General features: G+C 56.7%; 31 protein-coding genes and 1 pseudogene. 16 read left to right on the top strand and 16 right to left on the bottom strand.

Annotated elements, in window-relative coordinates:
• Positions 1–5: 5 nt before the first annotated feature.
• The 9 genes from HMPREF1144_RS07140 to HMPREF1144_RS07105 all read right to left on the bottom strand — a co-directional run bounded on the left by HMPREF1144_RS07140 (position 6) and on the right by HMPREF1144_RS07105 (position 9296).
• Entirely contained in the window at positions 6–557 is a 552-nt protein-coding gene (locus HMPREF1144_RS07140) for a glycerol-3-phosphate responsive antiterminator (protein WP_004851068.1), read from the bottom strand.
• A gap of 14 nt (positions 558–571) precedes the next feature.
• Positions 572–1363, bottom strand: coding sequence for a class I fructose-bisphosphate aldolase (locus HMPREF1144_RS07135; protein ID WP_004851066.1), 792 nt, complete (start codon positions 1361–1363; stop codon positions 572–574).
• Positions 1364–1675: 312 nt separating this feature from the next.
• A complete protein-coding gene (locus tag HMPREF1144_RS33210) occupies positions 1676–1816 on the bottom strand; it encodes a hypothetical protein (protein ID WP_004851064.1) in 141 nt (46 codons plus the stop codon).
• Positions 1817–2055: 239 nt separating this feature from the next.
• Positions 2056–2976, bottom strand: a complete 921-nt coding sequence (locus HMPREF1144_RS07130; protein WP_009652256.1) for a carbohydrate kinase family protein — start codon at positions 2974–2976, stop codon at positions 2056–2058.
• Positions 2973–4343 (bottom strand): hypothetical protein, encoded by a 1371-nt coding sequence (locus HMPREF1144_RS07125; protein ID WP_009652166.1) that lies wholly within the window; start codon positions 4341–4343, stop codon positions 2973–2975. The genes HMPREF1144_RS07130 and HMPREF1144_RS07125 overlap by 4 nt, the downstream gene beginning before the upstream one ends.
• A gap of 77 nt (positions 4344–4420) precedes the next feature.
• Positions 4421–5440, bottom strand: a complete 1020-nt coding sequence (locus HMPREF1144_RS07120; protein ID WP_004851056.1) for an ABC transporter permease subunit — start codon at positions 5438–5440, stop codon at positions 4421–4423.
• Complete coding sequence (locus HMPREF1144_RS07115; protein ID WP_009652274.1) at positions 5427–6959, bottom strand: sugar ABC transporter ATP-binding protein; 1533 nt, start codon at positions 6957–6959, stop codon at positions 5427–5429. The genes HMPREF1144_RS07120 and HMPREF1144_RS07115 overlap by 14 nt, the downstream gene beginning before the upstream one ends.
• Positions 6960–7024: 65 nt before the next feature.
• On the bottom strand, positions 7025–7978 hold the full coding sequence (locus HMPREF1144_RS07110) for an ABC transporter substrate-binding protein (RefSeq protein WP_009652187.1): 954 nt from the start codon (positions 7976–7978) through the stop codon (positions 7025–7027).
• A gap of 298 nt (positions 7979–8276) precedes the next feature.
• Positions 8277–9296 (bottom strand): LacI family DNA-binding transcriptional regulator, encoded by a 1020-nt coding sequence (locus HMPREF1144_RS07105; RefSeq protein ID WP_004851052.1) that lies wholly within the window; start codon positions 9294–9296, stop codon positions 8277–8279.
• A 365-nt stretch (positions 9297–9661) separates the two neighbouring features.
• Between HMPREF1144_RS07105 and HMPREF1144_RS07100 the strand changes: the two genes are divergently transcribed.
• Both HMPREF1144_RS07100 and HMPREF1144_RS07095 read left to right on the top strand, forming a co-directional pair.
• The gene (locus tag HMPREF1144_RS07100; RefSeq protein WP_009652147.1) at positions 9662–10288 is read left to right on the top strand and encodes a DUF1062 domain-containing protein; all 627 of its coding nucleotides are present in this window, start codon (positions 9662–9664) and stop codon (positions 10286–10288) included.
• A 189-nt stretch (positions 10289–10477) separates the two neighbouring features.
• Entirely contained in the window at positions 10478–11086 is a 609-nt protein-coding gene (locus HMPREF1144_RS07095) for a DJ-1/PfpI family protein (RefSeq protein ID WP_004851047.1), read from the top strand.
• A 133-nt stretch (positions 11087–11219) separates the two neighbouring features.
• Here the strand turns inward: HMPREF1144_RS07095 and HMPREF1144_RS07090 are convergent, their stop codons facing one another.
• The 3 genes from HMPREF1144_RS07090 to HMPREF1144_RS07080 all read right to left on the bottom strand — a co-directional run bounded on the left by HMPREF1144_RS07090 (position 11220) and on the right by HMPREF1144_RS07080 (position 12921).
• A complete protein-coding gene (locus HMPREF1144_RS07090) occupies positions 11220–11612 on the bottom strand; it encodes a VOC family protein (RefSeq protein ID WP_009652172.1) in 393 nt (130 codons plus the stop codon).
• A 137-nt stretch (positions 11613–11749) separates the two neighbouring features.
• Positions 11750–12313: a DUF1349 domain-containing protein gene (locus HMPREF1144_RS07085; protein ID WP_227500425.1), complete on the bottom strand. Its 564-nt coding sequence runs from the start codon at positions 12311–12313 to the stop codon at positions 11750–11752.
• A gap of 8 nt (positions 12314–12321) precedes the next feature.
• Positions 12322–12921 carry a dienelactone hydrolase family protein gene (locus HMPREF1144_RS07080; RefSeq protein ID WP_009652199.1) on the bottom strand — a complete coding sequence of 200 codons (600 nt, stop codon included), beginning with the start codon at positions 12919–12921 and terminating at the stop codon, positions 12322–12324.
• Positions 12922–13130: 209 nt separating this feature from the next.
• Between HMPREF1144_RS07080 and HMPREF1144_RS07075 the strand changes: the two are divergent.
• The 5 genes and pseudogenes from HMPREF1144_RS07075 (at position 13131) to HMPREF1144_RS07055 (ending at position 17047) form a co-directional block, all read left to right on the top strand.
• Positions 13131–14028, top strand: a pseudogene (locus HMPREF1144_RS07075) (LysR substrate-binding domain-containing protein).
• A 98-nt stretch (positions 14029–14126) separates the two neighbouring features.
• Entirely contained in the window at positions 14127–14723 is a 597-nt protein-coding gene (locus HMPREF1144_RS07070; RefSeq protein WP_009652175.1) for an NAD(P)H-dependent oxidoreductase, read from the top strand.
• Positions 14724–14744: 21 nt separating this feature from the next.
• Positions 14745–15545: a carboxymuconolactone decarboxylase family protein gene (locus HMPREF1144_RS07065; RefSeq protein ID WP_009652211.1), complete on the top strand. Its 801-nt coding sequence runs from the start codon at positions 14745–14747 to the stop codon at positions 15543–15545.
• A gap of 4 nt (positions 15546–15549) precedes the next feature.
• Positions 15550–15978: a cyclophilin-like fold protein gene (locus HMPREF1144_RS07060; protein ID WP_009652125.1), complete on the top strand. Its 429-nt coding sequence runs from the start codon at positions 15550–15552 to the stop codon at positions 15976–15978.
• Between the two features lie 232 nt (positions 15979–16210).
• On the top strand, positions 16211–17047 hold the full coding sequence (locus HMPREF1144_RS07055) for an alpha/beta fold hydrolase (protein WP_004851030.1): 837 nt from the start codon (positions 16211–16213) through the stop codon (positions 17045–17047).
• A 41-nt stretch (positions 17048–17088) separates the two neighbouring features.
• On the opposite strand, the gene HMPREF1144_RS07050 is transcribed toward HMPREF1144_RS07055, so the two are convergent.
• Entirely contained in the window at positions 17089–17307 is a 219-nt protein-coding gene (locus HMPREF1144_RS07050) for a YdcH family protein (protein WP_009652282.1), read from the bottom strand.
• Between the two features lie 146 nt (positions 17308–17453).
• On the opposite strand from HMPREF1144_RS07050, the gene HMPREF1144_RS07045 reads away from it, so the two are divergent.
• Positions 17454–18347 carry an oxidoreductase gene (locus HMPREF1144_RS07045; RefSeq protein WP_004851026.1) on the top strand — a complete coding sequence of 298 codons (894 nt, stop codon included), beginning with the start codon at positions 17454–17456 and terminating at the stop codon, positions 18345–18347.
• 36 nt (positions 18348–18383) lie between these two features.
• Here HMPREF1144_RS07045 and HMPREF1144_RS07040 read toward each other — a convergent pair whose 3' ends face one another.
• Positions 18384–18632: a hypothetical protein gene (locus HMPREF1144_RS07040; protein WP_009652204.1), complete on the bottom strand. Its 249-nt coding sequence runs from the start codon at positions 18630–18632 to the stop codon at positions 18384–18386.
• 360 nt (positions 18633–18992) lie between these two features.
• Here HMPREF1144_RS07040 and HMPREF1144_RS07035 point away from each other — a divergent pair, with 360 nt between their 5' ends.
• Genes HMPREF1144_RS07035 through HMPREF1144_RS07005 form a run of 7 tightly spaced genes read left to right on the top strand, consistent with a single transcriptional unit; the run spans position 18993 to position 24297 of the window.
• A complete protein-coding gene (locus HMPREF1144_RS07035) occupies positions 18993–19964 on the top strand; it encodes a phosphotriesterase (protein ID WP_004851020.1) in 972 nt (323 codons plus the stop codon).
• Between the two features lie 9 nt (positions 19965–19973).
• On the top strand, positions 19974–20714 hold the full coding sequence (locus HMPREF1144_RS07030) for a creatininase family protein (RefSeq protein WP_009652198.1): 741 nt from the start codon (positions 19974–19976) through the stop codon (positions 20712–20714).
• Entirely contained in the window at positions 20707–21150 is a 444-nt protein-coding gene (locus tag HMPREF1144_RS07025) for a PTS sugar transporter subunit IIA (protein ID WP_009652194.1), read from the top strand. The genes HMPREF1144_RS07030 and HMPREF1144_RS07025 overlap by 8 nt, the downstream gene beginning before the upstream one ends.
• A 25-nt stretch (positions 21151–21175) precedes the next feature.
• Positions 21176–21463 carry a PTS sugar transporter subunit IIB gene (locus tag HMPREF1144_RS07020; RefSeq protein ID WP_004851015.1) on the top strand — a complete coding sequence of 96 codons (288 nt, stop codon included), beginning with the start codon at positions 21176–21178 and terminating at the stop codon, positions 21461–21463.
• Positions 21460–22770 carry a PTS ascorbate transporter subunit IIC gene (locus HMPREF1144_RS07015; protein WP_004851013.1) on the top strand — a complete coding sequence of 437 codons (1311 nt, stop codon included), beginning with the start codon at positions 21460–21462 and terminating at the stop codon, positions 22768–22770. Before HMPREF1144_RS07020 ends, HMPREF1144_RS07015 begins: the two co-directional genes overlap by 4 nt.
• A gap of 16 nt (positions 22771–22786) precedes the next feature.
• Positions 22787–23527, top strand: coding sequence for a sugar isomerase domain-containing protein (locus HMPREF1144_RS07010; RefSeq protein WP_009652212.1), 741 nt, complete (start codon positions 22787–22789; stop codon positions 23525–23527).
• Positions 23528–23541: 14 nt separating this feature from the next.
• On the top strand, positions 23542–24297 hold the full coding sequence (locus HMPREF1144_RS07005; RefSeq protein WP_004851009.1) for a GntR family transcriptional regulator: 756 nt from the start codon (positions 23542–23544) through the stop codon (positions 24295–24297).
• Here the strand turns inward: HMPREF1144_RS07005 and HMPREF1144_RS07000 are convergent.
• Positions 24294–24419: a helix-turn-helix domain-containing protein gene (locus HMPREF1144_RS07000; RefSeq protein ID WP_009652257.1), complete on the bottom strand. Its 126-nt coding sequence runs from the start codon at positions 24417–24419 to the stop codon at positions 24294–24296. The two genes, HMPREF1144_RS07005 and HMPREF1144_RS07000, sit on opposite strands and share 4 nt — an antisense overlap.
• Positions 24420–24614: 195 nt before the next feature.
• Entirely contained in the window at positions 24615–25670 is a 1056-nt protein-coding gene (locus HMPREF1144_RS06995) for an SDR family oxidoreductase (RefSeq protein WP_009652181.1), read from the bottom strand.
• 97 nt (positions 25671–25767) lie between these two features.
• Between HMPREF1144_RS06995 and HMPREF1144_RS06990 the strand changes: the two genes are divergently transcribed.
• On the top strand, positions 25768–26655 hold the full coding sequence (locus HMPREF1144_RS06990) for a LysR family transcriptional regulator (RefSeq protein WP_009652248.1): 888 nt from the start codon (positions 25768–25770) through the stop codon (positions 26653–26655).
• The last annotated feature ends 21 nt before the right edge of the window (positions 26656–26676 follow it).

The following is a 26676-nucleotide window of genomic DNA, read 5'->3' as shown; positions in this document are numbered from 1 at the left end:
ATGCGTTACCATAAACCGGGTTCGCTGGTGGTAATGCCTTTAAATCCGGCATGGAAAATTTTATCTACAAGGTATTTCCGCTTTACAAAGCCTCCGGCGATGAATATCACGTCAAAGCCTTTTAAATTCCGGCTAATCAATTCCAGACACTGGCAGGCATATTCAGCAGGTAAGATTTCAATAGCATCTGGCGGGTTATGCTTAACAATATCGATAGAGTGATCCAGCGAACGCGAGTCGATGAGCAATACCCGGAAGATAGTTAACAATCCCTCTTTTTTGGCATAGCGTAGGGCCGAGAGATTGGACGAAATAACACCATCAACCTTGTAGTAATTTTTGAGCAGACTGATCCCCGCCTGGTCGGGTTTAAAACCGCCCAGTAGCTCCAGGTGAATAAGCACTTTTTTGCCGCGCTGATGGCATTTGCCAATCAGCGATTGCAGGTTGCCGATATTTGCTTCGGATAGCAGTACGTATTCTGATGCGCAGGCCAGCGCCTGTTCAAAATGTTTATATTTTCTGACGGAAGGAATGATGGTGTTATTTAAGAACATATTAATATCCGATGTTATTTAGCCATGTAGAGGCTGTAGGCATCTTCCGCTGTGGCATTTTCATGGATGATGGCGTTCAGACCTGCTACTACTTTTGCCGGCTGTGGGTCCTGAGTAATATTGCGGCCCACCGCCACGCCTTTTGCACCCACCTGCATACAGTGCTGCACAAATTTAAAATAACCGTCGATGCCGGTTTTCGGGCCGCCCAGCGCGAGTACCGGCACGCCGGCTGCTTCGACGATAAGCCGGTCATCTTCGGTACCGGTAAAGCGGGTTTTGATCACGTCAGCCCCCAGCTCAACGGCGATGCGGGCCGAGGCGGCGATAACGGCCGGGTTGTTGGAGTCGTCGCTGGTCACGGGATAGCCGTACGGCAGGGATTCCACGATCAGCGGCACGTTCCAGCGATCGGCGGCCTGCGCCAGCTGCATCGCCATGATGTGCGTTTTCTCTTCATTGAACGCGCCGGGGAAGGTCATGCACACCACGCCTTCCGCAGCCACTTTCAGCGCATCCTCAATGGAAAAGACGGGAGTCGTATCGGGAACGGTATTATCAAAAATATTCACTGTGCTATCGACGCGTAATACAACGGGAACGCAATTGAAAACTTCGCGGAAATTTTTCAACATGCCATAAGTGACCAGCGCGCAGTCCAGGCCGCTTTCAACAAGGGCCGGAAGCTGATTTATCGTATTATCAATACCATTTGTTTTGCTTGAAAAATAGTAGCCATCCAGCGCCAGCGTGACGGATTTACCATCTTTTGCGAAAATGCGAGAGAGACGACGTTCTTTAGACATTTTTGACTCCTGAGATAGAAAAAACAAAAAAGGCCCTCAGAGACTTTCGTCTCTGAGGGCCTTCGATTCACTTACCCTTTTGATAATCGTTCAGCAATCCAAACCATTATCAATTAATTTTTCAGCCTGACGGGTAGGGTTTAAATGGTGTTTAATTTAAATCCGTTCCCTTGCTTGAATTAATTACTAGCACGCCTGCGTTCTTTCTGTCTAGCCGTTGTTGATAAACTGAGATGCTTATCACGAATTAAACTTGAGTTTAATCTTATCGGCGCTTGCGAATTTGAACACCTACAGCCGATTTTATTGTCCTTATGCTAAGAGTAAAAACTCTATCGTCAACTGCGCCAGCAGCAGCAGCAGGGCAATCAGCGCCAGCCATTTCGCCGGACGCAGCTTATGCTGCGGAATAGAGGTATTACGCAAACGCACGAACCATGGATTGTTTTTCATTATTGACGTCCTGTCCCTGATGTCTGTTAACGCGATCGACAGAAACTGAATGACGATCTAATTAGCTGATATTAATGGATTAGTCGGCAATAACCCATGAATAAATGAAGCTGGTTTAGCTTTCATTCAATAATTGGGACTCAAATCATATACGACATAAATCAGGATAAGGGTCCGTCAATAAACGCTGTTTCAGACCCTCATATGGCTGTCGGTTGCTGACAGGGCGTCCGCTGTCTTCAGAGTTCATGATCCCAGGGCGGGTTAGCGCCCGGCCTGGAAACCGTCACCGCGGCGGCGCGCATCCCCAGTTGCACCGCCTGGCGAACCTGCTCGCGTGACAGTGTCACCAGTTTATCCTTCTCCAGGAGCCCGGCCTGCGAGAGGCTGGCGAGAATACCGGCATTCACCGTATCGCCCGCGCCGACGGTATCGGCCACCGCTACGCGAATAGCGGGCACATGCAGATGAAAATCAGCGGTCCAGGCATCAGCGCCGTCAGCGCCGCGGGTGACCACGATAAGCTTCGGCCCCAGCGCCAGCCAGCGGCCTATCACCTCATGCTCTTCGCCGGGCTCGGCAAACCAAGCGAGGTCCTCATCGGAAAGCTTGACGATATCCGCCAGCGTAATCATGCGCCTCATGCGCGCCAGGTGTTTCTGCCGGTCCGGGATGAAAATTTCACGAATATTAGGGTCGAGGAACATCACCCGACGCGGCGCTTCCCTTACCATCAGCGCTTCATAAACGCTGCCGCACGGTTCGGCGATCAGGCTGATGCAGCCGAACAGAACGGCGGAGACGTCATCCCCGAGCGTCGGCAGGTCGTTTTCAGTCAGCATTCGACCGGCGCTATTCTCATCGTAAAAGGTATAGCGGGCCTGACCGCCTACCAGCCTGACGAAGGCGAGGGTGGTGGGCAGCGGCGCGCGGGTTGAGGGCGAATAATCCACGCCGGAGGCGTCAAGCGTGTGGCGCAGCATGTCACCCATAAAATCGTCCGATAAACCGGAAAACAGCGCGACCGCCATCCCCTGGCGACCCAGGGCGACGGCGGTATTGAACGCCGCCCCGCCAACACAGGGAGTAAAGGCGGGGGCATTCTCGCGGCTCCGACAGGGCAGCATGTCGATGAGGGCTTCTCCGCAGCAGAGGATCATGGCTTTTCTCCCTGGCTCACCGCGACCACCGGCGGGGTTTCCAGACGATCGGCTACCTGCATCCAGTTTTCGGCAAAACGTCCGCAGGCGGTCTTGATATCGACGCCGACGGGGAGCTCCGGACACTCGTTTTCGCCGTTGCTGCCCCAGTTAACCCATCCGGACTGGCGGCGCTGGACTATCTGAAACGCGCCGGAGGGGCGGGAGGTCCACCAGATCATCGCCCGGCCGCTCGCTGAATCATACTCGACGGTTTTACTGGCCGGCCCGGGAAAGATGGTTTCATCCGCGACGGCGGAAACGTCAACGGGCGAATCGGTCAGCAGCCATTCCCGCTCGGTGAGATCGGCTCTGCGATGCGCCCGGGCGCGAACCTTGCTCAGCCGTTCGCGAATCTCCGCCTCATCGAGCACATTCTCCCAGCGGCAGAACATCCGCCAGTAGAGATCCCAGTGGGCGGAGGCCATATCGGCGAGCTGTTCGCGGAATTCGGTAAATTTCGGGCTCTGGTTTTCCGAGGTGGTGACGGTATTGGCCACCATGGCGACCAGCTCTTCGGCATAGGGGTCGCCCGCGCGATAGCGGGTGCCGCCGTACGCCGCGAAGCGATCGAACAGCAGTTTTCCCGGACCGCTCTCAAATTCGTCGCCGACGGTGATCTTGTTGGTCACCGAACGGCCGTTAATCACCGTTGAGAAATCATCTACGCAGTAGCGCCGCTGAAACCAGGGCGTGTTCCAGCTAAATTTCCAGTCGATGGAGAAACGTTTACCGCGCAGCTCCGGTAATAATCCGTCGGGGATCGCGCCGCGCATGCGGTAGTGATGATAGACCGGGCCTTCCTCGAGGATCTCAATATCAACGAGGGTGTGCTCCGGCGGGTTTATCAGCCCATTTTCCGGGGTAAAAAACGGGCCGTAGAACCCGCCAATGGCGTTATTTCCGGAAGGAAGCAGCTCGACGTTATCCTGCAGCGCGCGAAAATGGCGCAGCCCCCACTTGGATGCACCGACGCCCTGGGCGGTTCCCCGACACATTTCCAGATCGAAGCAGCCGGTGTTGAGACGGACAAAACAGTCCTTTTCCCGGCCAGGCAGCCGGTGGATACCGGCGATTTCACTGACTTCAGCCGCCGTGAGCGGGCGGTCAAGCCGCATCTTGAGGGTACCGCTGAAGCTGACCGTCGCGATAAAAGCGGTACGGCTTGCCGACGACTCCTGCTCAAGACGCTGGCACAGGATCCGCGCATCCTCGTCGGTAATCGCCCACCACAGCGGCTCCTGCAGCTTCTCCGGGAGAATAAACGTAATCGGTTCGCGATCCCGGGTACCGTTCATCGGGTCCGTCAGCGTAATGTGATATGTCATGAGGGTATACTCCATTAAAATTTAAGCGTGCGAAGACCCGCCGCCAGCGCGGCGGATAAACAAAGCGTCAGGGAAAGCTAGCGGGTACGGGCGATCTCTTTTTTCCGCCAGAAGGTAAACAGCTCCGGATGCTGCTTCAGCCCGTCAATCGCCACAGCAAGAATGATGACGATGCCTTTAATCAATAGCTGGGTGAAAAAGGGCACGCTCAGCAGAATCAGGCCGGTGCTGAGTACGCCAAGAATAATTGACCCAATCAGGGTGCCGATAATCCGCCCGCGTCCACCGGCCAGGCTGGTGCCTCCCAGCACCACCGCCGCAATGGCGTCCAGCTCATATCCCGTACCCGCCGTGGGCTGGGCGGAAATCACCCTGGCGGCGAAGATAATGCCTGCCAGACCCGCGCAGACGCCGGCAATCATGTAGACCGCCGCCAGCACGCGTTTGACCCGTACGCCGGCCAGGCGCGCGGCCTGGGCGTTGCCGCCGACGGCATAGATATGACGGCCGAACCGCGTGCGCTCAAGAATGAACCACGCCAGCAGATAAACAATCAGCATAATAATGACCGGCACGGGGATACCGGCAAGATAGCCATTTCCCAGCTCGCGGAAGCTCAGGCTGCTCGACACAATAGGCTGCCCTTCGGTAATGGTGTAGGCCATACCGCGCAGGAAGGTCATGGTGCCGAGAGTGACGATAAAGGGCGCGAGAGCGAGATAGGCGGTGAGCACGCCGTTAAGCAGACCGCACAGCGCGCCCACGCCAACGCCGGCCAGAATCGCCAGCGGCGCGGGGAGCCCGGCCATCGCCGCGACCACTGAGACGACGCCGGAAACCGCGACGATTGACCCGACGGATAAATCAATGCCGCTGGTTAAAATGACGAAGGTCATGCCCGCCGCCAGAATAGCGTTGACGGAAATCGAGCGGGCGATATTCAGCAGATTATCGACGCGGTTAAAGTTTGGCGCGAAGGTGGACATCAGGATCAGCAGCACCAGCAGAACGATTAAGATCCCCACCCGATCCCACCATTTCGCAAAATCAAACGGCGCTTTGACCGGCAGTTCCGTCACAGGTTTATTGTTGTCCATGGCATTCTCCGGATTGACTGGTAAAGGTTCCTGTTGCGTGCAGCATCACTTCTTCTTCCGTGGCTGAAAACGAGGGTAACTGATGAACGATTCGCCCGCCGCGCATGACCAGCACGCGGTCGCTAATGCCGATGGCCTCCGGTAAATCGGAGGAGATCACCAGAATGGCTTTCCCGGCGCGGGCGAGCTTGTCGATCAGTTCGTAGATTTCCCTTTTGGCGCCGATATCCACGCCGCGAGTCGGTTCATCGAGAATAAGTAGCCTCGAATCGCGCAGTAGCCAGCGCGCCAGCGCCGCTTTCTGCTGGTTTCCGCCGGACAGGGCGCTGACGGGCAGTTCAACCGCATTTTCCCGCAGCCGCAGCCTGCGCATCTGCTCAAGGACGGCGGCGCGAATCGTCTTGCGTTTCACCACGCCGCCGGCGACAAAGTTATCCAGCGAGCTGATATCAATGTTGTGCTCAACCGAATGCCCGAGAAACAGTCCCTGAGTTTTACGGTCTTCGGTCACCATCCCGATACCGTCGGCGATAGCGGCGGTGGGGTCTGCCGGATTGCTCGTCCGGCCGTCAATGCGCACGCTTCCCCGGGTGCGCGGGTCGGCGCCGAAGAGCAGGCGAGCGACTTCGGTTCGCCCGGAGCCCACCAGACCGGACATGCTGACCACTTCGCCCGCGTTGACCTCAAAGGAGACCGGGCCGGTCGCACTGCCTGCCAGATCCCTGACTTCCAGCAGTACCTTGCCGGGCGTACGCGGCTCGTGCTGATAGAGATCGACGATTTGCCGGCCGACCATCATGCGGACGACATCGGTGGTTGAGACGTTGCCGAGGATTTCCGTGCCGATCCACGTGCCGTCCCTGAAGACCGTGACCCGGTTTGCCAGCTGCCATACCTCTTCCATGCGGTGCGAGATATAGACCATCCCGACGCCATCCTGACGCATCTGCTCGATCAGCCGGTATAGCTGGAGAGTCTCCGCCCGCGACAGGGCGGCGGTCGGCTCATCAAGCACCAGCACTTTGGCGTTTTCACTGACGGCGCGGGCGATCTCGACCATTTGCTGACGCCCGATACTCAACGAGCCGAGCGGCGCCTGCGGGTCGATGTCTGCGTTAATCCGATCCAGCTTCTCTCTGGCCTCCCGGTGCATCCGTTTGCGATCGAGAATACCGGCGAAAGCGGTCGGTTCCTGGCCGAGAAACAGGTTTTCCGCCACCGTCATATCGGGAACCGTATTCAGCTCCTGGTGGATAATGGCGATGCCATATTTGCGGGCATCCCTGGGCGTGCGAATATCAATCTCCTGCCCGTCGATAAAAATAACGCCGCTATCGCGCTGCTCGTTACCGGAGAGGATCTTCATCAGCGTGGATTTGCCCGCGCCGTTTTCCCCCATCAGGGCATGGACCTCTCCGGCGAATAAATCAAAGCGTACGTTGTTCAGCGCCAGGGTCGCACCGTAGCGTTTTGAAATCCCTTCCAGCCTGAGCAAGGGAGGTGATGTTGTATCGGCCATTGTCTTTGCCCTCCGGGATGAACCTGAGCGTCATCCCGTTTTTGCCTCTTAAAGTGACGAAGTGATTACCAGCCCGGATAGCTGTCGACGTTATCGCGGGTGACCAGTACGCTGGGGATCAGGACGGTATGAGAGGCGATCGGTTTGCCGTCGACCATATCCTGAGCAAGCGTGATGGCCTGGCGCACCATTTCGCCCGGATTTTGCGTTGCGGTACCGATAAACGGCGAGCCGCTGCGCTTAAGTTCTTCAACCGCTTCCGGGCTACCGTCGACGCCGGTAACTTTGATCGCGCCCGCTTTGCCCGCCTGTTCAACGGCCAGTACCGCACCGAGCGCGGAAGGATCGTTCATGCCGAAAATACCGGCGACGTCCGGATTGGCCGTGAGCATGTCGGTGGTCACCATCAGGCCGGAAGCGCGGTCATTGCGCGATGCCTGCTGGCCGACGATTTTGATATCCGGGTATTTTTGCGCGACGTTTTTACAGCCTTTGATGCGGTCGATAATGGTTTGAATCGGCGTGCCATCCACCAACAGCACTTTGCCTTTGCCGCCCATCTGGCTGAACAGGTATTCGCAGGAGGTTTCCCCGGCCTGGATGGCGTTGGTCATGACCGCCGCGTCTGCGCCTTTCGCGGGCGTATCGACCGCGATAACAATAATTCCGGCGGCTTTTGCCCGCTGAATGGCCGGCTCGATCCCGGACTCATCGACGGCGGAAATAATGATGAGATCCACTTTCTGCTGAATAAACGCGTCAATCTGCGTGTTCTGGTTTGCCAGATCGACCTGCGCATCCTGTACGTTAAGGGTTGCGCCGATTTGCGCCGCGGCCTGCTTAGCGTTCCTTTCCATTGCCGAGAAGAAGGGGTTGGACATGTCCTGCACCATTAAGCCGATGCGGGAGATTTTTTTGCCATCCTGCGGCGCGGCGCTGGCTGCGGGAATAAACCCTGTCATGGTGGTGAATACCGCGCTAACCGCGACAGCCAGCCATGCTTTGCGAAGTTTGGTCATATTCTGCTCCTTTCATTATCGTGTGGTATAAGGTACGGCCAGGTGTGGGGAAGCCTCAGAAATAATCCCCTGATGTTGTTTTTCGGTAGCGACTGAAATTCAGCCGTTATTTACATCGCTAAAATGATGAGCGCGTATAGCACGCCGTAGCCCGCTTTTTTGTCGGGTGGCGCCTTACCCGGCCGACGAAAACCGCAAGCGCCATTTCTGTCGGCCCGTGCAGGGGAAGCGCCGCCGGGCAATGCCGTCCGGGCGATACGTTGTCAGCAATCTCAATTGTCTCTTTTTTAATGGTTATTTATTTTCTACAGCCGCAGGACTGGCGAATAACCAGTTCGGCGGGAACTTTACGCTGGGTATTAATTTCTCCTTTTCCTTCCGGATTAATTAACTGGATAAGCATTTCAGCCGACTGCCTGCCAATCTCTTCGCTGTTTTCATTGAGCACCGTTAGCGGCGGATTTAATAGCGGCGCCCAGTCGAATTCATCGTAGGCGATAAGCGCCATATCGTCGGGGATGGCTATCTGGCGCTGCTGAAGCTGTTTAAGTGAACCCAGCAGAATAGGGTTGTTACCGGCAATAAGCGCGTCCGGCAGCGATGTCTGGCGGTCCAGGTATCGGCTCAGGGTGTCCGCAGCCGACTGCGCGTCGTTCTCCGTTTCGACAACTTCAAGCGTTGCGCCGCAGCGCTCTGCGGCCTCGCGGATACCGCGCTCGCGTTCAAAACGCGTGGTCCAGCGGTCCGGGTAGATGAGGAGCAGCCAGCTTTTATAGCCGTGCTGCGCCAGATGGTTCCCCACCAGCAGGCTGGCCTGATAATTGTCGGTCGTGACGCTGGGAAAGTTGTGCTCGCCGCGGGGAGGTGAGTCAACGAAGACGACCGGAATATCCCATTTCGCCAGCAGGCTCAGGCTTTCCGGCTGAAGCGTCACCGTCGAAATGATCCCGGCCATTCGCGACTCGATCAGGCGGTTAATCATGCGATCTTCCTGCGCGCGGTCGTAGGTACCGTTGACCGCGATATCGCCAAGCACAACGGTCCACTGCGACGGCTGCAGCATCTGCTGAATACCGGACATCAGGTTGAGGTAGTAAGAGTTCGAGGCATGGGCGGTAATCACCGCCACCGAGTCCCTGCTTGAGCGGCGTAGCGCCTGTGCCGCGCGGTTAGGTACGTAGCCGAGTTCTCGCGCCACTTTTAAAATCAGCTCCCGGCTGTCGTCAGCAACGCCATCGCCACCGTTTAGCGCGCGTGAAACGGTAAACATAGAAAATCCCGTCGCTTCACTCACATCCCGCATCGTTGCTTTACGCATATCTCGCTCTCTGCATTTATGAAATTACCCGCGATACAGACGGCTATTTCCTTGACCTAAACGTTTATGAGGCTAAACATAAACGTTTAGGTTTGTTTGATCAGTGAGCCGCTTCTCGTTTTGTGAACAGAAGGTAAACAACGTCGTTTGTGAATGATTTCTATATATTTATTGATTTAATGCATATTTAGCCCGCTTGCCGCTTTGCTACTCTTGAACGCATTCATTCACGGTCAGACAGGGTCGTCGCGTTGGAAATCTTTTTTTAACCCACTGAAAAGTATCCTCTAAATATTTTTCACATCGCAAAAATCACGGTCCGTTTTCGACGGATCCGCTTTTGTATGGGTTAAAAAAGGTTCACCATGAAAATTACATGGAACGTCAGGCCAGTCGGCTATCAGCTGATTAGCAAGCGCTGCCCCGCCTGTCATGGGCAGCAGGATTTCACCCCATCCGGCGCCTTCCGGGTCAACTCGCAAAAAAAAGTGCTCGATGTCTGGAGTATCTATAAGTGCGTGCGCTGCGCGTATACCTGGAACATCAGCCTGTTCTCGCGTTTGCCCGTCAGCAAAATCAATCCGCAGCTCTACGCGCGATTTATCGCTAACGATAAATCTGCCGTCGAAGCTTACTCTCACGATCCGGTCGTTCTGCGGCGTAATCGCGCGGCGCTATCGGGTACGCCTGACTTTGTGGTTCAGGAACGCTGGTGCATCAACCTTGTTCGCGCTTCTCAGGTGAGGGTGGATGTCAGAGTCACGCGCGCCTTTCAGACCAGCCTGCTGTCGGTCCTGAGACGAGCGCTGCGGCTTAGCGGTAGCGCAATCCGTCAACGTCTTCAATCGGGAGATATCGTCGGTATTACGCTGAAAGAACTGCGGGCACCCAGGCTGCGGCCGGAGGGATATACGCTGTACATCACGAGGGAGGTTCTCCTGGCGCGCAGGCCTATTTCATTAAACGCGGGCTCAGCGCGCAGGAGACGATAGCCATTGCCCCGGATAGTTTTCTATCCGGGGAGCTGACTCGCAAAAATCGATTCGGGTTGCCGCAAGGGGCAAAATAGCCTTGCCTTTTACACTGTGAATTTATACAGTTTTTGGCGGCAGTACGGCGATAGTGTCCATCGGTACCCCGGATGCTGCGACGGCAAATTCTGTTAATAAAAGGAAAGTGCGATGTCTATGGATACGCGTAAAGAAGTGCTGTTTGTCCTCATCCAGGAGTACGCCGACTGGGAGTTCGCGCTGCTGGCACCGGGGCTGCGCCGCGGGTTTGGCGTATGGGAACCGCGATACGAAGTCAGAACCGTGGCTGCCGATGAGGGGCCGGTGAGGTCAATTGGCGGGGTGCGCTGCCTGCCGGATTATACCTTCGAGACGATACCCGATGATTACGCCGCGCTGGTGCTGGTGGGCGGAATGAACTGGTGGGGAGAGGAGGCCCGCCGGGTTGTGCCTCTGGTAGAACAAGCGCAGGCCCGGCAGATCGTGGTAGGCGCGATATGCGACGCTTCGGCCTTTCTTGGCGCGCATGGCTTTCTCAATGATGTCGACCACACCTCGAACGGGTTGGCCTACCTGCAGAGCCGGGCGGGGTCAGCCTACAGCGGTGCCGCACGGTACAGAAACGTGCCTTCGGTTCGCGACGGCAACCTGGTGACCGCCAACGGCGTAGGCTTTGTGGATTTTACCTGCAATATGCTGTCTGCCTTAAAGGCGGCCCGTCAGGAAGAGATCGAAGCCATGAGGGAAACGTTCAGGTCGGGAATGTTTACGGAAGGCTGATGCAGACAAGGCCGCGATTTGCATGGCCATTTGCCGAAATCGAATCATCTGGCTGAGAGCATCCGTCGCGATATTGAGAGATGCGCAGGGTTTCGCCATGCGCTAACCCTGCCTTAACTTTCCGGCGTGGGGCTTAGTCTGCGTTTGCGTAATAAACAAACGCCAGCTTATTGCCGTCCGGATCTCTGACGTAGGCGCTGTGGAAACCTTCACCGTACTGCGGACGGTGTCCTGGGGCGCCTTCATCACTTCCTCCCAGGCGTAGCGCCAGCTGATGCAGCTGCTGAATATGCTCAACCGAGCGTGCGTTCAGGGCCACCATACCGCCGTTGCCCGCTGTTGCCTGCTGCTGGTTGAACGGTTTGCCAACGCACAGCCCGATGGTGCGGTTTCCGCTGAATGTCCCCCACGATGCGCCTTGCTCGCTGCGGCCGCTCCGGGGCTGCCCCAGCATCTCCATCAACGGGTCGTAAAAACGAATCGCGCGCGGCAGATCGTTAGTGCCGAGCATGATGTAGGAAAACATGACTCCTCCTCATTTTTCGCCTGAAGGTTGCTGCTGCCAATCTAGCAGCAAGGCGCGAGCACGGGCAGCCCGAGGAGCCAGAAATCATACCTCCGTCGCGATTCTTCAGCGATTTTGCCCGCGCGTGAGCCGGCTGCTCAGCTCAGATCGTGCAAATCTTTATCATTCGGCGGCAGCAGTGATATCTGGTCGAAAGTCACCCGCAGGCCGCTGCGCTGTGGCGTGCAGCACATGATGCCGACCTTCGCCGCGCCGCCCGGAAAAGGGCACAGCCGCAGCAGCGGCCACAGTTGGCCATCCGTTGAATACTGCAGGCGCAGCGCTTCTCCGCGGCGGGTCAGGCGCAGCCAGAACTCACCGGGGTCGCCCGGGAAAATACCGGTTGCCCAGTCTGATGTTCCCTGCGTCAGTACGCTACCGATAGCGGGCGCACCGTCGTTGTACTCGATACCGGCCTTAATCCAGCGCCTGGCGTCCTGCATTAACATGATCCCAGCCTGGTCATATAGCGTACTGAAATCTGCTCGCACCCTTACCTGAAAGGTGAAATCCCCCGCGGCTTCCGTGGCGTAGATATGCCCGGAAAAACGCTCAAACCCGTACCAGGTTTCGCGCCAGAAGTCGGTTTGCGCATCGGTCACTACGCGCAGTTCGCCGTCCTCTTCTGACCATGTCGCGGGTTCGTTAATCCATTGAAATATCTAATGCATCAGGCCTCCTGTCTTTGCTGAATAAGCGTTAAAAACCGCAGCGTGTGTTCGTCCGCCTGCTGCGCAAGGCGCGCATCCCACGCCGGACTGTCGGCATCGCAAAAGCCGTGCTGCGCATTGAACATCCGGCAGGTCACGGAGGGGTATTTCTCCAGCTCGTTTTGCAGGTCGCGGGGATCGAACGCCGGTTCATGGCGGGCGAGAATCACCTGCGTTGGGCACGGAGGCGCCGCATCGCAGTACTGGCGGATCCGTGAACCGTAGTGGCAAACCGCACCGTCGCAGAGTCCGCTTCTGGCGGCCAGCCAGGCTAAGGTGGCGCCCACGCTGTAGCCGATAAGGATTAGCGTGCCGTATTTCGCTCTTAGCTCGGCCAGCAGCGACACGATGGCGGCGGTATCAAATCCGACGTTATCGGAAAAGTGGCGCCAGGCCTGCTCCTGCTGCTCATAGGCGAACGGCGCAGAGTGAGGGAAAAGCGCTGGCGTGTACGCATCGAAGCCGCGGCTGCGCCAGGTCGCGGCGGTTCGCTGAATATGCGCGTTGATGCCGTAGATTTCATGCAGCAGGACGATGGCTTTATCGCAATCAGGTAACATAAATGCGCCTCTGGCGGATAAAATGGGTTTATCTCCGGTCGGAAGGTCAGTTTATCAAGGCTGACGCCTGTAGTATAAACATACCGCCCGGAAGATTGCTCGTGCATCCAGGTCTTTGATTTTCCTGGTCGGATCAACGTCACGATACGCCATCACATCAAAGTAACGTTGTTTTTTCAGCTTAAAGTCTATCCAGTCAGCGAGACAGTATGAATGTAACCCGTGCCGACATGGCCGATCTTGTCTATTTTTTCGCCATCGCCCGCCATCAGAGTTTTAGTAAAGCTGCCGTTGAACTTGGGGTGAGCGCATCGACGCTGAGCCACGCGATCAAGGGATTTGAGGCGCGGCTGGGCGTGCGTCTGCTGAACCGTACGACCAAAAGCGTAACCCTGACGGCGGCAGGCGAGAGTCTGGCCAGCGCGGTGAGCGAGCCGGTGGCCGCCATAGATGGCGCGATTGAACAGCTCAACCAGTTTCGCGACTCGCCTGCGGGACATATTCGGCTCAACGTCGCCGTTGAGGCGGCCACGCTGCTGCTGGCCCCGGTCCTGCCTGTTTTTGCTGAACGTTACCCCGATATTGAGCTGGATATCGTGGCCAGCAACCGCATTGTTGATGTAATGGAAGCGCGGTTTGACGCAGGGATCCGCTATGGCGGAACCGTGCCTGAAGATATGGTGGCGCAGCGGCTGTCCGCCGATGTGCGCTGGGTGGTCGCTGCATCCCCGGAATATCTTGCCCGCTTTGGCGAGCCCCGGCATCCTCACGATCTTCAACAGCACCGCTGCGTCAGTAATCGTCTGGGAAACAACCGCATTTATAAATGGGAGTTTGAACGTGGCGAAGAGCAGCTCACCGTCAAAGTACCGCCGCTGTTAACGGTCGATCTGGCGGAGACGGGCGTGGTGGCCATTCTGCAGGGGTTTGGCGCCGGAACCGCTGATAGCAGAGCACGTCAGCGCAGGGCACCTGCGTCTGGTGCTGACCGACTGGGCCTCATACGGACCGGGATTCTATATCTATTACTCCAGCCGTCATCAGGTTCCCACCGGGCTGCGCCTGTTAATCTCCCTTGTGCGGGAAATGAAGCCGCTCGGTCTGTAGCCCGATTGATGAAAATAACTCACAGCCCCATTCGATAGCGAGGGCTGGCTCCTTCTTATTCCGCGCCTTACCCTGTGGCAAAAGAGAAGGAGAGCTTGATGAACTATTCGCACCGCTGTATTCCCGGTCTGTTCTGGCTTTTGGCCGTCACCGCGTTTCTGTTTAGCTTTACCTCTACCAGCCGCGCCGCAGAGGCTAACACGCTGGTTATCGTCTCTCATCCGTATCCTGAGCAATCGGTCATGACCAAAGGTCTTGAGGCCGCAGCGCAAAGCGTACCCGGCGTGACCGTACGCAATCTCGAGGCGCTTTACGGTTTTGATACCCGAAATATCAATGCCAATGAAGAGCGACGGCTCATGCGGGAACACTCGCGCATCGTGTTTATCTTCCCGACCCACTGGTTCAACATCACCCCGATGATGAAGGCCTGGCTGAACGATACCTGGGGCAGCGTAGGGCCGGGAGTATGGCAGGGCAAAGAGATGCTGATTGTCACGACGGCCGCAGGCGGTGACACGACATACGGCGAGACCGGGCGAACGGGCGTCAGCCTGGCCGACGTCTTTACGCCAATGAAGGCCAGCGCGCTGCATGCGGGAATGACCTGGCTGCCTCCGCTGGTTTTTCAGCGCGCCAGCCGCGATCAACTGCCTGAATACCAGCGTCAACTGGTGGAAAGGCTGAAGAATTAACGTGCCGGGAAGGTGTTCAGGATGAAAGCTCTTATTGCCGTAGCTGCAATGTCGTTAATGCTGGGCGCGTCAGCCCTGGCAGAAGAAAAAAGAGGTGAAAAAATGGCTCCACGTAGTCCATCCGTATTGTCCGCTGAGGATATTCAATCCGTCGCGCCGGCGCTTGCCCGTTTCGGCAGCGAGGTGCTGATAGGGGATCTCTGGCAGAGAACAGAACTCTCGCGTCGCGACCGCAGCATCGTGACCGTGGCGATTCTTATCGCCCGTAATCAGCCGGCGGAGCTAAAACATAACGTTGAGGTTGCTCTGGATAACGACGTCACGGCGGCTGAAATCTCAGAGATCATCACTCATCTGGCTTTTTATTCCGGCTGGCCCAACGCGATGGCCGCCGTTGCGGTGACGAAAGATATTTTTGTCGCGCGCGGCATTGGCCGCGAGCAGCTGGCTGCTGCCTCCCCGCAGCTGCTCCCTCTTAATCAGGCGGTGGAAAACCAGCGTTCAACAACCGTAGAACAGAACTTCGGCACGATTTCCCCTGGACTGGTAAAGTTTACGACTCAACCGCTGTTTCTTGACCTGTGGCAGCGACCGGGGCTGAAGCCGCGCGACCGCAGCCTGGTCACGGTCAGCGCGCTGATTGCCGCCGGGCAAAGCGCGCAAATTGGCTACCACCTTAACCGGGCGATGGATAACGGCCTCACTGCGCAAGAGGCGGGGGAGATCGTTGCGCATGCCGCTTTCTATGCCGGCTGGCCAAATGCCTTTTCAGCGGTAGCGGTGGTGAGTGAAGTCCTGCGCGCTCGTCGCCTGGCAGGGTGAGGGGATGTTCAACTCTCTTGGCGCCACGCTATTGATTTTTATTGCTACGATGGGGGCGGCATTTGCCGTCGGGCGGGAGAACGCGGTGAAGATTCAGTTTGAGTTCAATGGCGCCACGGTTGTCGGCTCGCTGGATGAGAGCGCAGCGGCTAATGAGTTCCTGGCGCAGCTGCCGATGACGGTGAAGCTCGAGGATTATGGTTCCACGGAAAAAATCGCCTGGCTGCCGACGAAACTGCACCGCGCGGATTCTGGCGCATCAATGACCCCACGGCGCGGCGACATCGCCTATTACGCGCCGTGGGGCAATCTGGCCATTTTTCGCAAGGATTTTCGCCACTCCCCCGGGCTGATAAGCCTCGGGCGGATAGAGGAGGGACTCGCCGCGCTCGACCAGGCGGGAGCCGAAACGATAACCATCCGGCGTTATTAAGTTCGTGCTGCGTTAAATTTTCCTTTCTGCATGCTTAAGTGGGCTGTTTACAGCCCATTTGTCGAATTCTCTTCGCATCTCCGGCATCACAAAAATCATCTACACTTTTTCTGCGCATCACTTTCAAACCTGACGAGACACGCTCGTTAAGGCTGAGTATCCGACCTTTATACCCGACCCACTGCAGGCGTCAGGCCCGCAGCCTTGTTTTCTCACGAGAGGAGTTTGTAACATGGCATTTGTGACAACCAAAGACGGCGTCAATATCTTCTTTAAAGACTGGGGCCCGAAGGAGGCGCAGCCGATCGTATTTCATCATGGCTGGCCCTTAAGCGCCGATGATTGGGATAACCAGATGCTGTTTTTCCTGGCAGAAGGGTTCCGGGTGATTGCGATTGACCGACGCGGTCATGGTCGTTCAGATCAGGTGAGTGACGGTCACGATATGGATCATTATGCCGCCGATGCCTCAGCGGTGGCGGAGCATCTGGATCTGCGTAACGCCGTGCATATCGGGCATTCCACCGGCGGCGGGCAGGTCGCGCGCTACGTTGCGCAGTATGGCCAGCCGCAGGGGCGCGTGGCTAAAGCGGTGCTGATCAGCGCGGTTCCACCGCTTATGGTAAAAACGGAGAACAATCCGGGCGGTACGCCAATCGAGGTATTTGATGGTTTTCGCAAAGCGCTGGCCGCCAACCGCTCTCAGTTTTATCTCGACGTGGCGTCCGGGCCGTTCTACGGCTTTAACCGTGATGGCGCGGAGGTGTCCCAGGGCACAATTCAGAACTGGTGGCGGCAGGGCATGACCGGTAGCGCAAAAGCGCACTATGAGGGGATTAAGGCGTTTTCTGAAACTGACCAGACCGAAGATTTAAAAGCCATTACGCTGCCGGTGCTGGTGATGCAGGGCGATGACGACCAGGTTGTGCCTTATCAAAACGCCGCGATACTGCAGGATAAGCTGCTGCCGAACAGCCAGCTAAAAATTTATCCCGGCTTTCCGCACGGTATGCATACCTCGCACGCCGATGTGATTAACGCCGATCTGCTGGCGTTTATTCGCTCGTAAACTGGTGCTATAAGAAGGCCGCCATCCGACGGCCTTATCGTTTACATCAGGCTTTCATGCTGGAGGATTTTGAGCATTTCGTCCTTCAACATAAGTTTTTCTTTCTTCATCTGTACAAGCTCGAGACTGTATCCTTTGCCATCGACTCCTTCTATGCGGGAAATGTCGTGATCGAGTGCATTATGTTTTTCGAATAGCGACTGAAAGCGCGGATGCGTGGTTTTCAATCGAGTAATCAGCTCTCTGTATTCTGGAAACATGTACCTTCCTTGTTGATGGTGAAAAGTGTGTACGCTGACACACACATTCAGATTACCCATATGAATAAAATGGTAATGCGAACGAAGTCGCGTTTATGTTACGTACCAATGAAATCTCAGGGGCCGGAAGCGGCCTGGAGGCATAGATGACAGTTGAAGAACCCGCCGTTGCGCTGATCGGTCCAGGCGCAATTGGTACCACCATCGCCGCGGCGCTGCACGAGGTTGGCCGTACGCCTCTGGTATGCGGCCGCCGCGCGCACCCGCAGCTGTCGCTGCGTTTTGATGGCGGAAATATTGTGGTGCCGGGGCCAGTCTTGACGGAACCGGCCTCGGTCGCTGCGCCGTACGACCTGGTATTTGTGGCGGTAAAAGCGACACAAATTGCGGCTATTGCACCGTGGCTGCAAGCGCTGTGTCACGATCGAACGGTAGTCTGCGTACTCCAAAACGGCGTTGAACAAAAAACGCTATTCGCGCCGTACGTGGCGGAAGCGGACGTGCTGCCATCGGTCGTCTGGTTCCCCGCCCAGCGTGAACCTGAAGCGTCAGTCTGGCTGCGGGCAAAACCGCGCCTGACGCTGCCGGATGTTGAGGGGGCCGAGCGGGTGCGGCACGCGCTACGGGACACGCGCTGTGAAGTGGATATCAGCGCGGATTTTCTCTCCGTTGCGTGGCGTAAACTGCTGCAGAATGCGGTCGCCGGTCTGATGGTGCTGGCGGGGAGGCGGGCAGGGATGTTTGCCCGCGACGATATTACGGCGCTTGCTTTAGCCTATTTGCAGGAGGGGCTGACGGTGGCGCGCGCCGCAGGCGCCAGCCTGGACGACGGCGTGCCGCAGGAAATTCTCACCGGTTTTCACCGTGCGCCTCCGGATTTAAGCACTTCAATACTGACGGATCGCGAGGCCGGGCTGCCGCTTGAGTGGGATATTCGCAACGGGGTTGTTCAGCGATATGGCCGTATTCACCATATCCCCACGCCATTAAGCGATGTGATTGTGCCGCTGCTGGCCGCCGCCAGCGACGGGCCGGGCTAAAGGCGCGGGACGCCGGCGTGATAACGTTCCCCGGGATCAGATTGATTCCGCCAGCCGGTCGACAACCACTTTGCCGCTATTATCAAACTGGGTGATGCGGTAATTCACGCAATAGGAACGGCGGGTGGTAAATTGATTGAATAACGCCACCCGGCCTTTTTTATCACCATTTTTATTCACAATAATCCATTCGGTGACGTCCGTTGAATTCGCTTTACCGCTGCAGGCGTCCTGTTGTTCGACCAGACGATCCTCTTTTTCTACCTTCAAAAAATCACGTAACATTTATTTATCTCCGCTCATCATTGTTTTTAACAATACTCTCTTTATCGATTCATTCAATTAAACATTTTAATCAAAGCTATGGATTATTAGTCAGGAATGCATTGGCTTTGTGAGTGTGTATCCCATTGAATTTAAGTAACATAAATTTAATTAACTCACCTGGGGTACGTATTTTTTTCCATGAGTAACGGTTTTTTTATCCCGAATCTATTTATGTGACAACGTCACATAAATGTTAATGTCGACCTACCTCACAGATAAGAATTTAATATGATTGATGCGAACCTGATCACTTGACTGGTCAAGTGGGGCGCGCCTATGTTGAAAGCACCTTCTTATCCGTTCCGGGGAGCAAGAATCATGGGAATCATTCGAACGTTAAACGGGGATATTTCCGCTAATCAGCTGGGCGTCACCTACAGCCACGACCATATTTACTGTATTCCGCCCTATTGGGCAGAGCGTCAGGATGATGATTTGTTACTCGACGATCCGCAGGCTTCAGAGCGTGAATTAAGCGACTTCCGCCGGGCGGGTGGTAACGCCATCTACGACGCCACCGCGCCGGATTATGGCCGTCAGGCCGCAGCCGTCGCCGCCATGGCGCAGCGCCAGCAGCTGCACATTATCGCCACTGCGGGTTTTAACAAAGGTTTTCTGTGGAGCAGCAAGCGGCCGGGCTCCGCGCAGACTTTCGCCGAGTGGATTGCACATTCAGACGTTGATGAACTGGTTGAGCACGTCTGTCGCGAGGTCACTGAGGGGATAGAGGGCACCGAACATCGGGCCGGCGTGGTGAAGTGCGGTACCGGCTATAACGCCATTTCCCCTCTGGAACAAAAAACCATGGAGGTTATCGTTCGCGCCCAGCAGCGCACCGGGGCGCCGATGCACAGCCATACGGAAATGGGGACGATGGGACTCGAGCAGGCGCAGCTCTTCAAAAAATGGGGGCTGGATCTCTCCCGCTTATGTTTTGCTCATATGGATCGTAACCCCGATCCCTGGCTGCACCGTCAAATCGCCAACACCGGGGCGTTTCTCTCTTTCGACGGTATCAGCCGCATAAAATATCATCCCGAGCACATCCGTACCCAGGCCATCCTGGCGCTCTGCCAGCGCGGTTATCAAAAGCAGATCTTAATCGGCGGCGATTTTGCCCGTAAATCCATGAGCGCGCATTACGGCAAAGGGGGGCTGGGGCTGAAATTTATCCTTAGCGACTGGCGGCCAAGATTCATTGACGAGGCCCGGGAAGCCGGGTTTGACGGCGAAGCGCTGCTGCATGATTTCTTTGTCGACAACCCGGCGCGTTACCTCGCTTTTGCCTGAGGAGATGTTATGAAGCTGTATCGTTTAAATGAAAGCGAGGCCCGGCGGGCGTTACAAAAGGCGCGGATCGCCTTACTGCCGCTCGGCGCCGTCGAGCCGCACGGCGACCACCTGCCGCTGGATACCGATAACCTGCTGGCCGAGCGGTTTTGCGCGCTGCTTGATGAGCAGCTGGGCGAGTGCGCCCTGAGCCTGCCGGTTGTTTCCTACAGCCAGGTCTGGTCCCTGCGCGGCCACGCGGGCGCGATTGATATCGGTCATGAACGGCTGACATCGCTACTGGTGTCGCTGGCGGAAAACATGGCCAGCTACGGTATCACCACCACGGCGGTGATTAACGCGCATTACGGCAATTTTGATGCGATGAAAGCGGCCTCCCGGCAGCTAAAAGAGCAGGGTATTACCTTGCTTAGCTATAGCTGGGCGGGGATGGAGGAGGAGGTAAAACGACGGCAAACCACTGCGGTGGCTTACCCCGGCTATATGCATGCTGATGAGGTCGAAACCTCGCTGATGCTGGCGCTGGCGCCGGAGTTCGTCACCATGACCAACGCCCGCGCGCACTATCCGGCTTTCCCGAACAATTTTCGCTATCAGCCGATACCCTGGACCGAGTTTTCTGACTATGCGGTGCTTGGCGATCCGACTGCCGCCAGCGAAGAGAAAGGGCGCGCGTTCGTCCAGCGGTCGCTGGAGACTACGCTGGTTTCCATCCGCCAGCATTTAGCGCAAGGAGCCTCTTATGATTGATCGTCAGGCAATACGTGTAGACTGCCCGGCCGCTACCCCTGAGGAGGCCATCCGCGAGGCGGGGAACGCGCTGTGCCGCGCGGGAGCCTGTAGCCCGCAATACGTCCAGGCAATGGTCAATAGCTACCGCGAGCTGGGCCCCTATTTTGTCATTGCCCCCGGGCTGGCGCTGCCGCATGCCCGCCCGGAGCAGGGGGCGTTGAAAGCGCAGATCAGCGCGGTCAGGCTGCGTGAACCGCTGGCGTTTGGTCATGCGGAAAACGACCCGGTGCAGGTGGTGCTGGGGCTTTCGGCAACCAGCAGCGATGCCCATATCCACCTTATCCAGCATATCGTGACCGTACTCAGCGATGAAAATAACCTGCATACCCTGATGCATTCGAACGATCCAGAACAACTTTATCGGCTGTTAGCCAGCGGCTCGCAGCGTTTGTAGCGTGATGAACACGGAGTGAATAGCGATGAAAATTCTGACAGTCTGTGGTTTAGGTATGGGCTCCAGCCTGATTTTAAAAATGAACGTTGAGGCGGTGTTAAAACAGCACGGGATTCAGGCCTCCGTGGAACATATGGATGTCTCTTCCGCCGCTTCGGCCAACGCCGATGTGGTGATAACCAACGCAGAGCTGGTGGACAACCTTAAGCATCTGTCCTGTCCGGTGGTGGTGGTGAACAACTATATCGATAACGCCGAAATCACCGCGGCGCTGACCCAGGCGAAAATTCTGCCCGCAGGAGAGCCGTCATGAGCGAGTTTCTTGGCGTGCTGCGCTGGATCACCATCAATATATTTGGTGAAGCGTCGATCTTAATTGGCCTGATTGTGCTGCTGGGGCTGGTGCTGCAAAAGAAATCGCTGGCGGACATTGTGTCCGGCACCCTGAAAGGCATTCTGGGCTTTCTAATCATCGGCGCTGGGGCCGGGATTATCGTCTCCGCGCTGCTGATATTTCAGCCGATCTGGACCGAAGTTTTCGGTCTCAGCTCAATGAACCTGACCAATATTATCGGCCAGGCGCGCTTCAGCGAACGCTACGGAAGCAGCGTGACCATCGCCATTGCCGGCGGATTCGCCATCAATTTGCTGCTGGCCCGGCTGACGCGCTTTAAATACATCTACCTGACAGGACATATGATGTTCTGGACGACGATGATCTTTGCCGGGGTGATGGTGAACACCGAGCCCGCTATTTCAGCGGTGCAGCTGACGCTGATGCTGACGGTGATTATGGGGCTCTACTGGACCCTACAGCCCGCGCTGGTTCAGCCCTGGGTGCGAAAAATCACCGGCAACGACAACGTGGCACTGGGGCATACTTCCGCCTCCGTCGCGCTGCTGGGGGCAATTTTTGGCCAGATTTTCGCCCGCAACAAAATCAGCTCCGAAGATATCAAAGTCCCTAAAAAGCTGGGTTTTCTGCGCGACTCCAACGTGGTGACGGCGTTGACCATGGCGCTGCTGTTCTTTATTGGCACCTTTATTCTGCAGATTAAAGGTACGCCGAAAGCGGCGGAGATCCTGGCGCAATCCGGTGACCTGAGCTTCTACATCTATGCCCTCAAACAATCGCTGATGTTTACCGGCGGCATTGCCGTCGTGCTGCTCGGGGTACGGATGTTTATTGGCGAAATGGTGCCGGCGTTTAACGGCATCGGCTCGCGGCTGGTACCCGGCGCAAAACCGGCGCTGGACTGCCCGATACTGTTTAACTTTGCGCCAAACGCGGTGGTGCTGGGGTTTGTCGGCGCTTTCGTCGGCTCGCTGCTGTGGTTGACCCTGATTGGCCGCTATACCGGCTACGTTTTTATTCCCAGCATGATTGTGATCTTCTTTCATGCCGGTACGGCGGGGGTCTTCGGCAATATTACCGGAGGCTATAAAGGCGCTCTGCTGGCGGGGTTTATCACCTCGACCGTGGTCGCCTGGGGGCAGTATTTCTGCGTCACCGGTTTTATCGACAATACGATCCCGGATACCGCGCTATGGGCAGGCGACAGCGATATGTTTGTCCTCGCGCCAGTCATTCATCTTTTGACCCGCCTGCTGGCGTTCTGATATCGGGAGGAAGTCTATGAGTCAGGCCCTGAAACAGTACTACAGTCAGATCCGCCAGAAGCTGGCTTTTCTTGAACAGCGCCCCGATGAACTCACCCGGGCGGCGGAAATCATGTCCCACAGCATTATGGGGCAGCGCAACATCTTCGTCTTTGGCGCCAGCCACGCCGGGATCCTGGCGGAGGAGATGAGCTATCGCGCGGGCGGCCTGGCCATCATCAATCCGCTTTTTACGCCTGCGCTGATGCTTAACGTCAGGCCGTTAACCCTCACCAGCGCGGTGGAAAATGTGGAGCACCTCGGTCGGGTACTGGTGGAGCAGTCGCCGCTAAGGGCTGAAGATACGCTGCTGATCCATTCGGTGTCGGGACGCAACGCGATTACCATTGATGTCGCGCTGGCGGCGAAAGCCTGCGGCGCAAAGGTTATCGCGATTACCAGCCTGGCGACGGCGGCGCGCGTGACGTCGCGCCACTCCAGCGGCAAGCTGCTGGTGGATGTGGCCGATATCACCATTGATAACCACTGCGAGTATGGCGATGCGGCGGTGAGCCTGCCGGGGATGGCGCAAAAAGCCGCGCCGCTCTCCACCATTATGGGCGCGACCATTGCCAACAGCCTGGTATTACGTATTTGCGAAATCATGCTGGAAAATGCGCGCACGCCGCCCATTCTCGCCAGCGCAAACATAGACGGTAATCAGGAGATAAATCAGGATATACTTAGCGCTTACAGGAGCCAGATACACTACCTCTGAGTTGGAGCACAAGTATGTTTGAGTCGGATGGACTCCCTCTCTATTTAAGGATAAAAGACGTTATCCTGCAGCGGATCCTCTCTTTTACCTATGACGATAAACTCCCGGGCGAACTGCTGCTCGCCGGGGAGTTTAAGGTCGCGCGCGGTACCATTAAACAGGCGATAGATTCGCTGGCCAGTATTGGCATGGTGTACCGCGAACAGGGTAAAGGGACCTTTATTAACCGCGATGCGCTGCAGAAATACTACACCGACCTCCCGGACGTACTGACGACCTTTGCTCCGCCGGGCGAGATAGCCGTGGAAGTTCTGTCGCTGATTTCGACCATGGCCGACCGCCAGGTGGCGGAGCAAATGGGGCTGGATTTAGGCTGCCAGCTGATGCGTCTGGAGCGGCTGTTAGTGCAGGGCGACCGGCCGGTTGGCCATGTGCTGACCTGGCTTAATGGCCGTATCTATAACGATCTGAGTCACGTGGACGGCAGCCGATCGCTGTATAAGCAGCTGCGGGAAACGTTCGGCTACTCGCCGGCCAACGCCACGGAACGCTATACGCCGGTGTGCTGCGATAGCCGCACGGCGGGATTGCTCAATATTGAACCCGGCCAGGCTCTGTTTCGCATTGAGCGCGTCGCCCGCGATCTGGATGATGTGGTGCTTGAATACAGCGTCACGCATACCCTTGACGCCAGCCTGTCGCTGCAAATCGCCACCAGCCAGAGCAGCATGAGCCAGCAGTGGGCCTGCACGATCGAGAAAGGGCGTTAATCCGCCAGCCAGGCGAGAATATCGCCTGGCTGGCACTCCAGCGCCTGGCACATTTTTGCCAGCGTATCGAAGCGGATACCTTTCTGTACCCTGAAATCATCAGAAGCATAAGGATGCTGCAATTTGGAGTAATATCATCCACTACGTTTTGTATTTATACGCAGAAAATGGTTGGTAAATCATGATGCCGGGAGAACCCGGCTTTTTTACGTCCTGGAATAATCATTACCCCAGATACCAGGGCGCGCGAGGAAGAGGCGAAAAACTGAATCGTGGGTTGCTCGCGCGACGCCGGCTGACGGTTAAAGCATGCTGATTCAGGGGATAATCCGCGCGGCTCTCAGCTGAGCGAACAGGCGGAAAAACATGTCGTCGGTGGCCTGCATTTCAGTGAAGCCCGCCCGGCGAAGTTTGCTGCCATCGCCAAACATGTCGTAGTTCCAGCCAAAGACGAAATCAGCAAATTTACCGTCGCTGAGCCTTAAGATGTCCGCTTCCACCAGACTCTGCCCGGCCAGTTCGCGCCAGTACGCGCGGTAATCCACAAACAGCTGGTGCAATGACACTCTGACCGGCGGGGCGGATGCCAGTTCAAACCAGCTCGCGATGCGCGGCCACAGCTCGCACCAGCGCCAGATGTCGCCGTTATTGACGTTGAACGCCTGGTTTTGCGCCGTTGGCGAGGTCGCGGCCCAGAGCGTGGCATCAGCCAGCAACCCGGCGTCCGTATGATCGACGATGCTGTGCCAGGTTTTTTCCGAACCGGGGAAACGCAGCGGTAGATCCTGCGCTTTACATAGCGAAGCATAGATCGCGATGCTGAGTGCGAGATTCATGGCGTTGCCGGGCACCGTGCTGCCGACCACGCCCGGCCTGATCGCGTTCCAGTGCCACGTTTTTCCGCGCTGGAAATGGCTGAGCCAGGTGAGCTGAGCGGCGTTAAATTCGGCCCCGGGTACGCCGGGATCGCTTTCACGCGCCGGGGTTTTGAACGGACCAAGATGCGCGCCGTACACTTTGTATCCCTGCATCAGGCTTACCGTCCGTAGCGGTGCGGTTTGCTCGATGTTGCTGACCAGGTTGCGCAGCATGGTGACGTTCGGTTCAACCATTTCCGCCCAGTTCCCGGCGTTGGCCCATGCGCTGTAAAAAATGTGGGTGACGCCGTTGAGCGAATGCAGTTTTTGCGCGCTGTGCTGCGCATCCAGTAAATCGACATGAATAAAGGGGATGTTTTCCAGGTGGGGCGATGCCTGGCGGCTGAGGCCGATAACCTCCCAGCGATTGCGTAACAGCGTTTTCACCAGCTCTCTGCCAACAATGCCGCTGGCGCCGGCGACCAGGGCGATTTTGGGTTGCGGTATCTTATTCACGTTGCTTCTCCAGGATGGGTGACAGAGGCAGTGTGGTATATTATTTTTTTCACGCATATCCCGTAAAACTGATGGTACTTATAAGCAGAATCATTAAATGAATAATAAGCTCAACGCCATTGCCACCTTCCTGCGCGTAGTAGAAGCGGGATCCTTTTCAGCGGCAGCCCGCCAGTGCGGGATGAAACAATCCGCCGTCAGTCAGCAGATCGCGGCGCTTGAGGAGGAGCTTGGGGTGGTGTTGCTGCACCGAACGACGCGTGCGATGGCGCTGACCGAGCAGGGAGAAAGTTACCGGCGCGATATGCAGCTTTTGCTGGAAGCCATGCATGAAGCGGAAAGGCGCTTACAGCCAACCGATCGCCAGTGGCAAGGCCGGGTACACGTGCAGCTGCCGAGCGGTCTGGGGCAGCTCTTTTTGCCGCATCTGCTGGCGCTGCAGAAAATGCACCCCGAGCTGCGTCTGACGCTTTCCCTTGATGACCGCATTGCCGATCTGGTTGCTGAAGGGGTGGATGTCGCGCTGCGGTTGAGCAGTGAACCGCCGCCGGGGAGTGCGGCGCGTGTGCTTGCGCGTATTGAAACTGCACTCTTTGCCGCCCCCGGTTTTAAAACGGTGCATGCCGTTAGCGAGCTGGCCGCCCATCCGCACGTACGTTTCAGCGGCATCGCGCAGGACGCGCCGCTGCGGCTGGTCTCGGGTGATAAAACGGTCGATGTGAAAGTCAATACCGTGTTTCGGGCTAACACCAGCGAAGCGCTGCTGCAGGCGCTGGAGTCCGGTATTGGTATCGGTGGCATGCAGTTTCCCCTCGCGGCCCACGCTTTGCATTGCGGCAGGCTGGTACCGGTATTACCCGCCTGGCGATTACCCGATCGCGTTCTCTATGCGGTCTATCCTGACGCTCGCTTTATCCCACCGCGGGTAAGAAGTATTATCGACGTGATTGAACAATTGCTGCCTGCGATGACGGAGCGTGTCTGACGGTTGGTTTTTCTCCTGCCT

Origin of the sequence: Klebsiella sp. OBRC7 (genome assembly GCF_000293135.1) — a bacterium.
GTDB classification, from domain to species: domain Bacteria; phylum Pseudomonadota; class Gammaproteobacteria; order Enterobacterales; family Enterobacteriaceae; genus Klebsiella; species Klebsiella michiganensis.
This window is presented reverse-complemented; position numbering and strand designations above follow the sequence as displayed.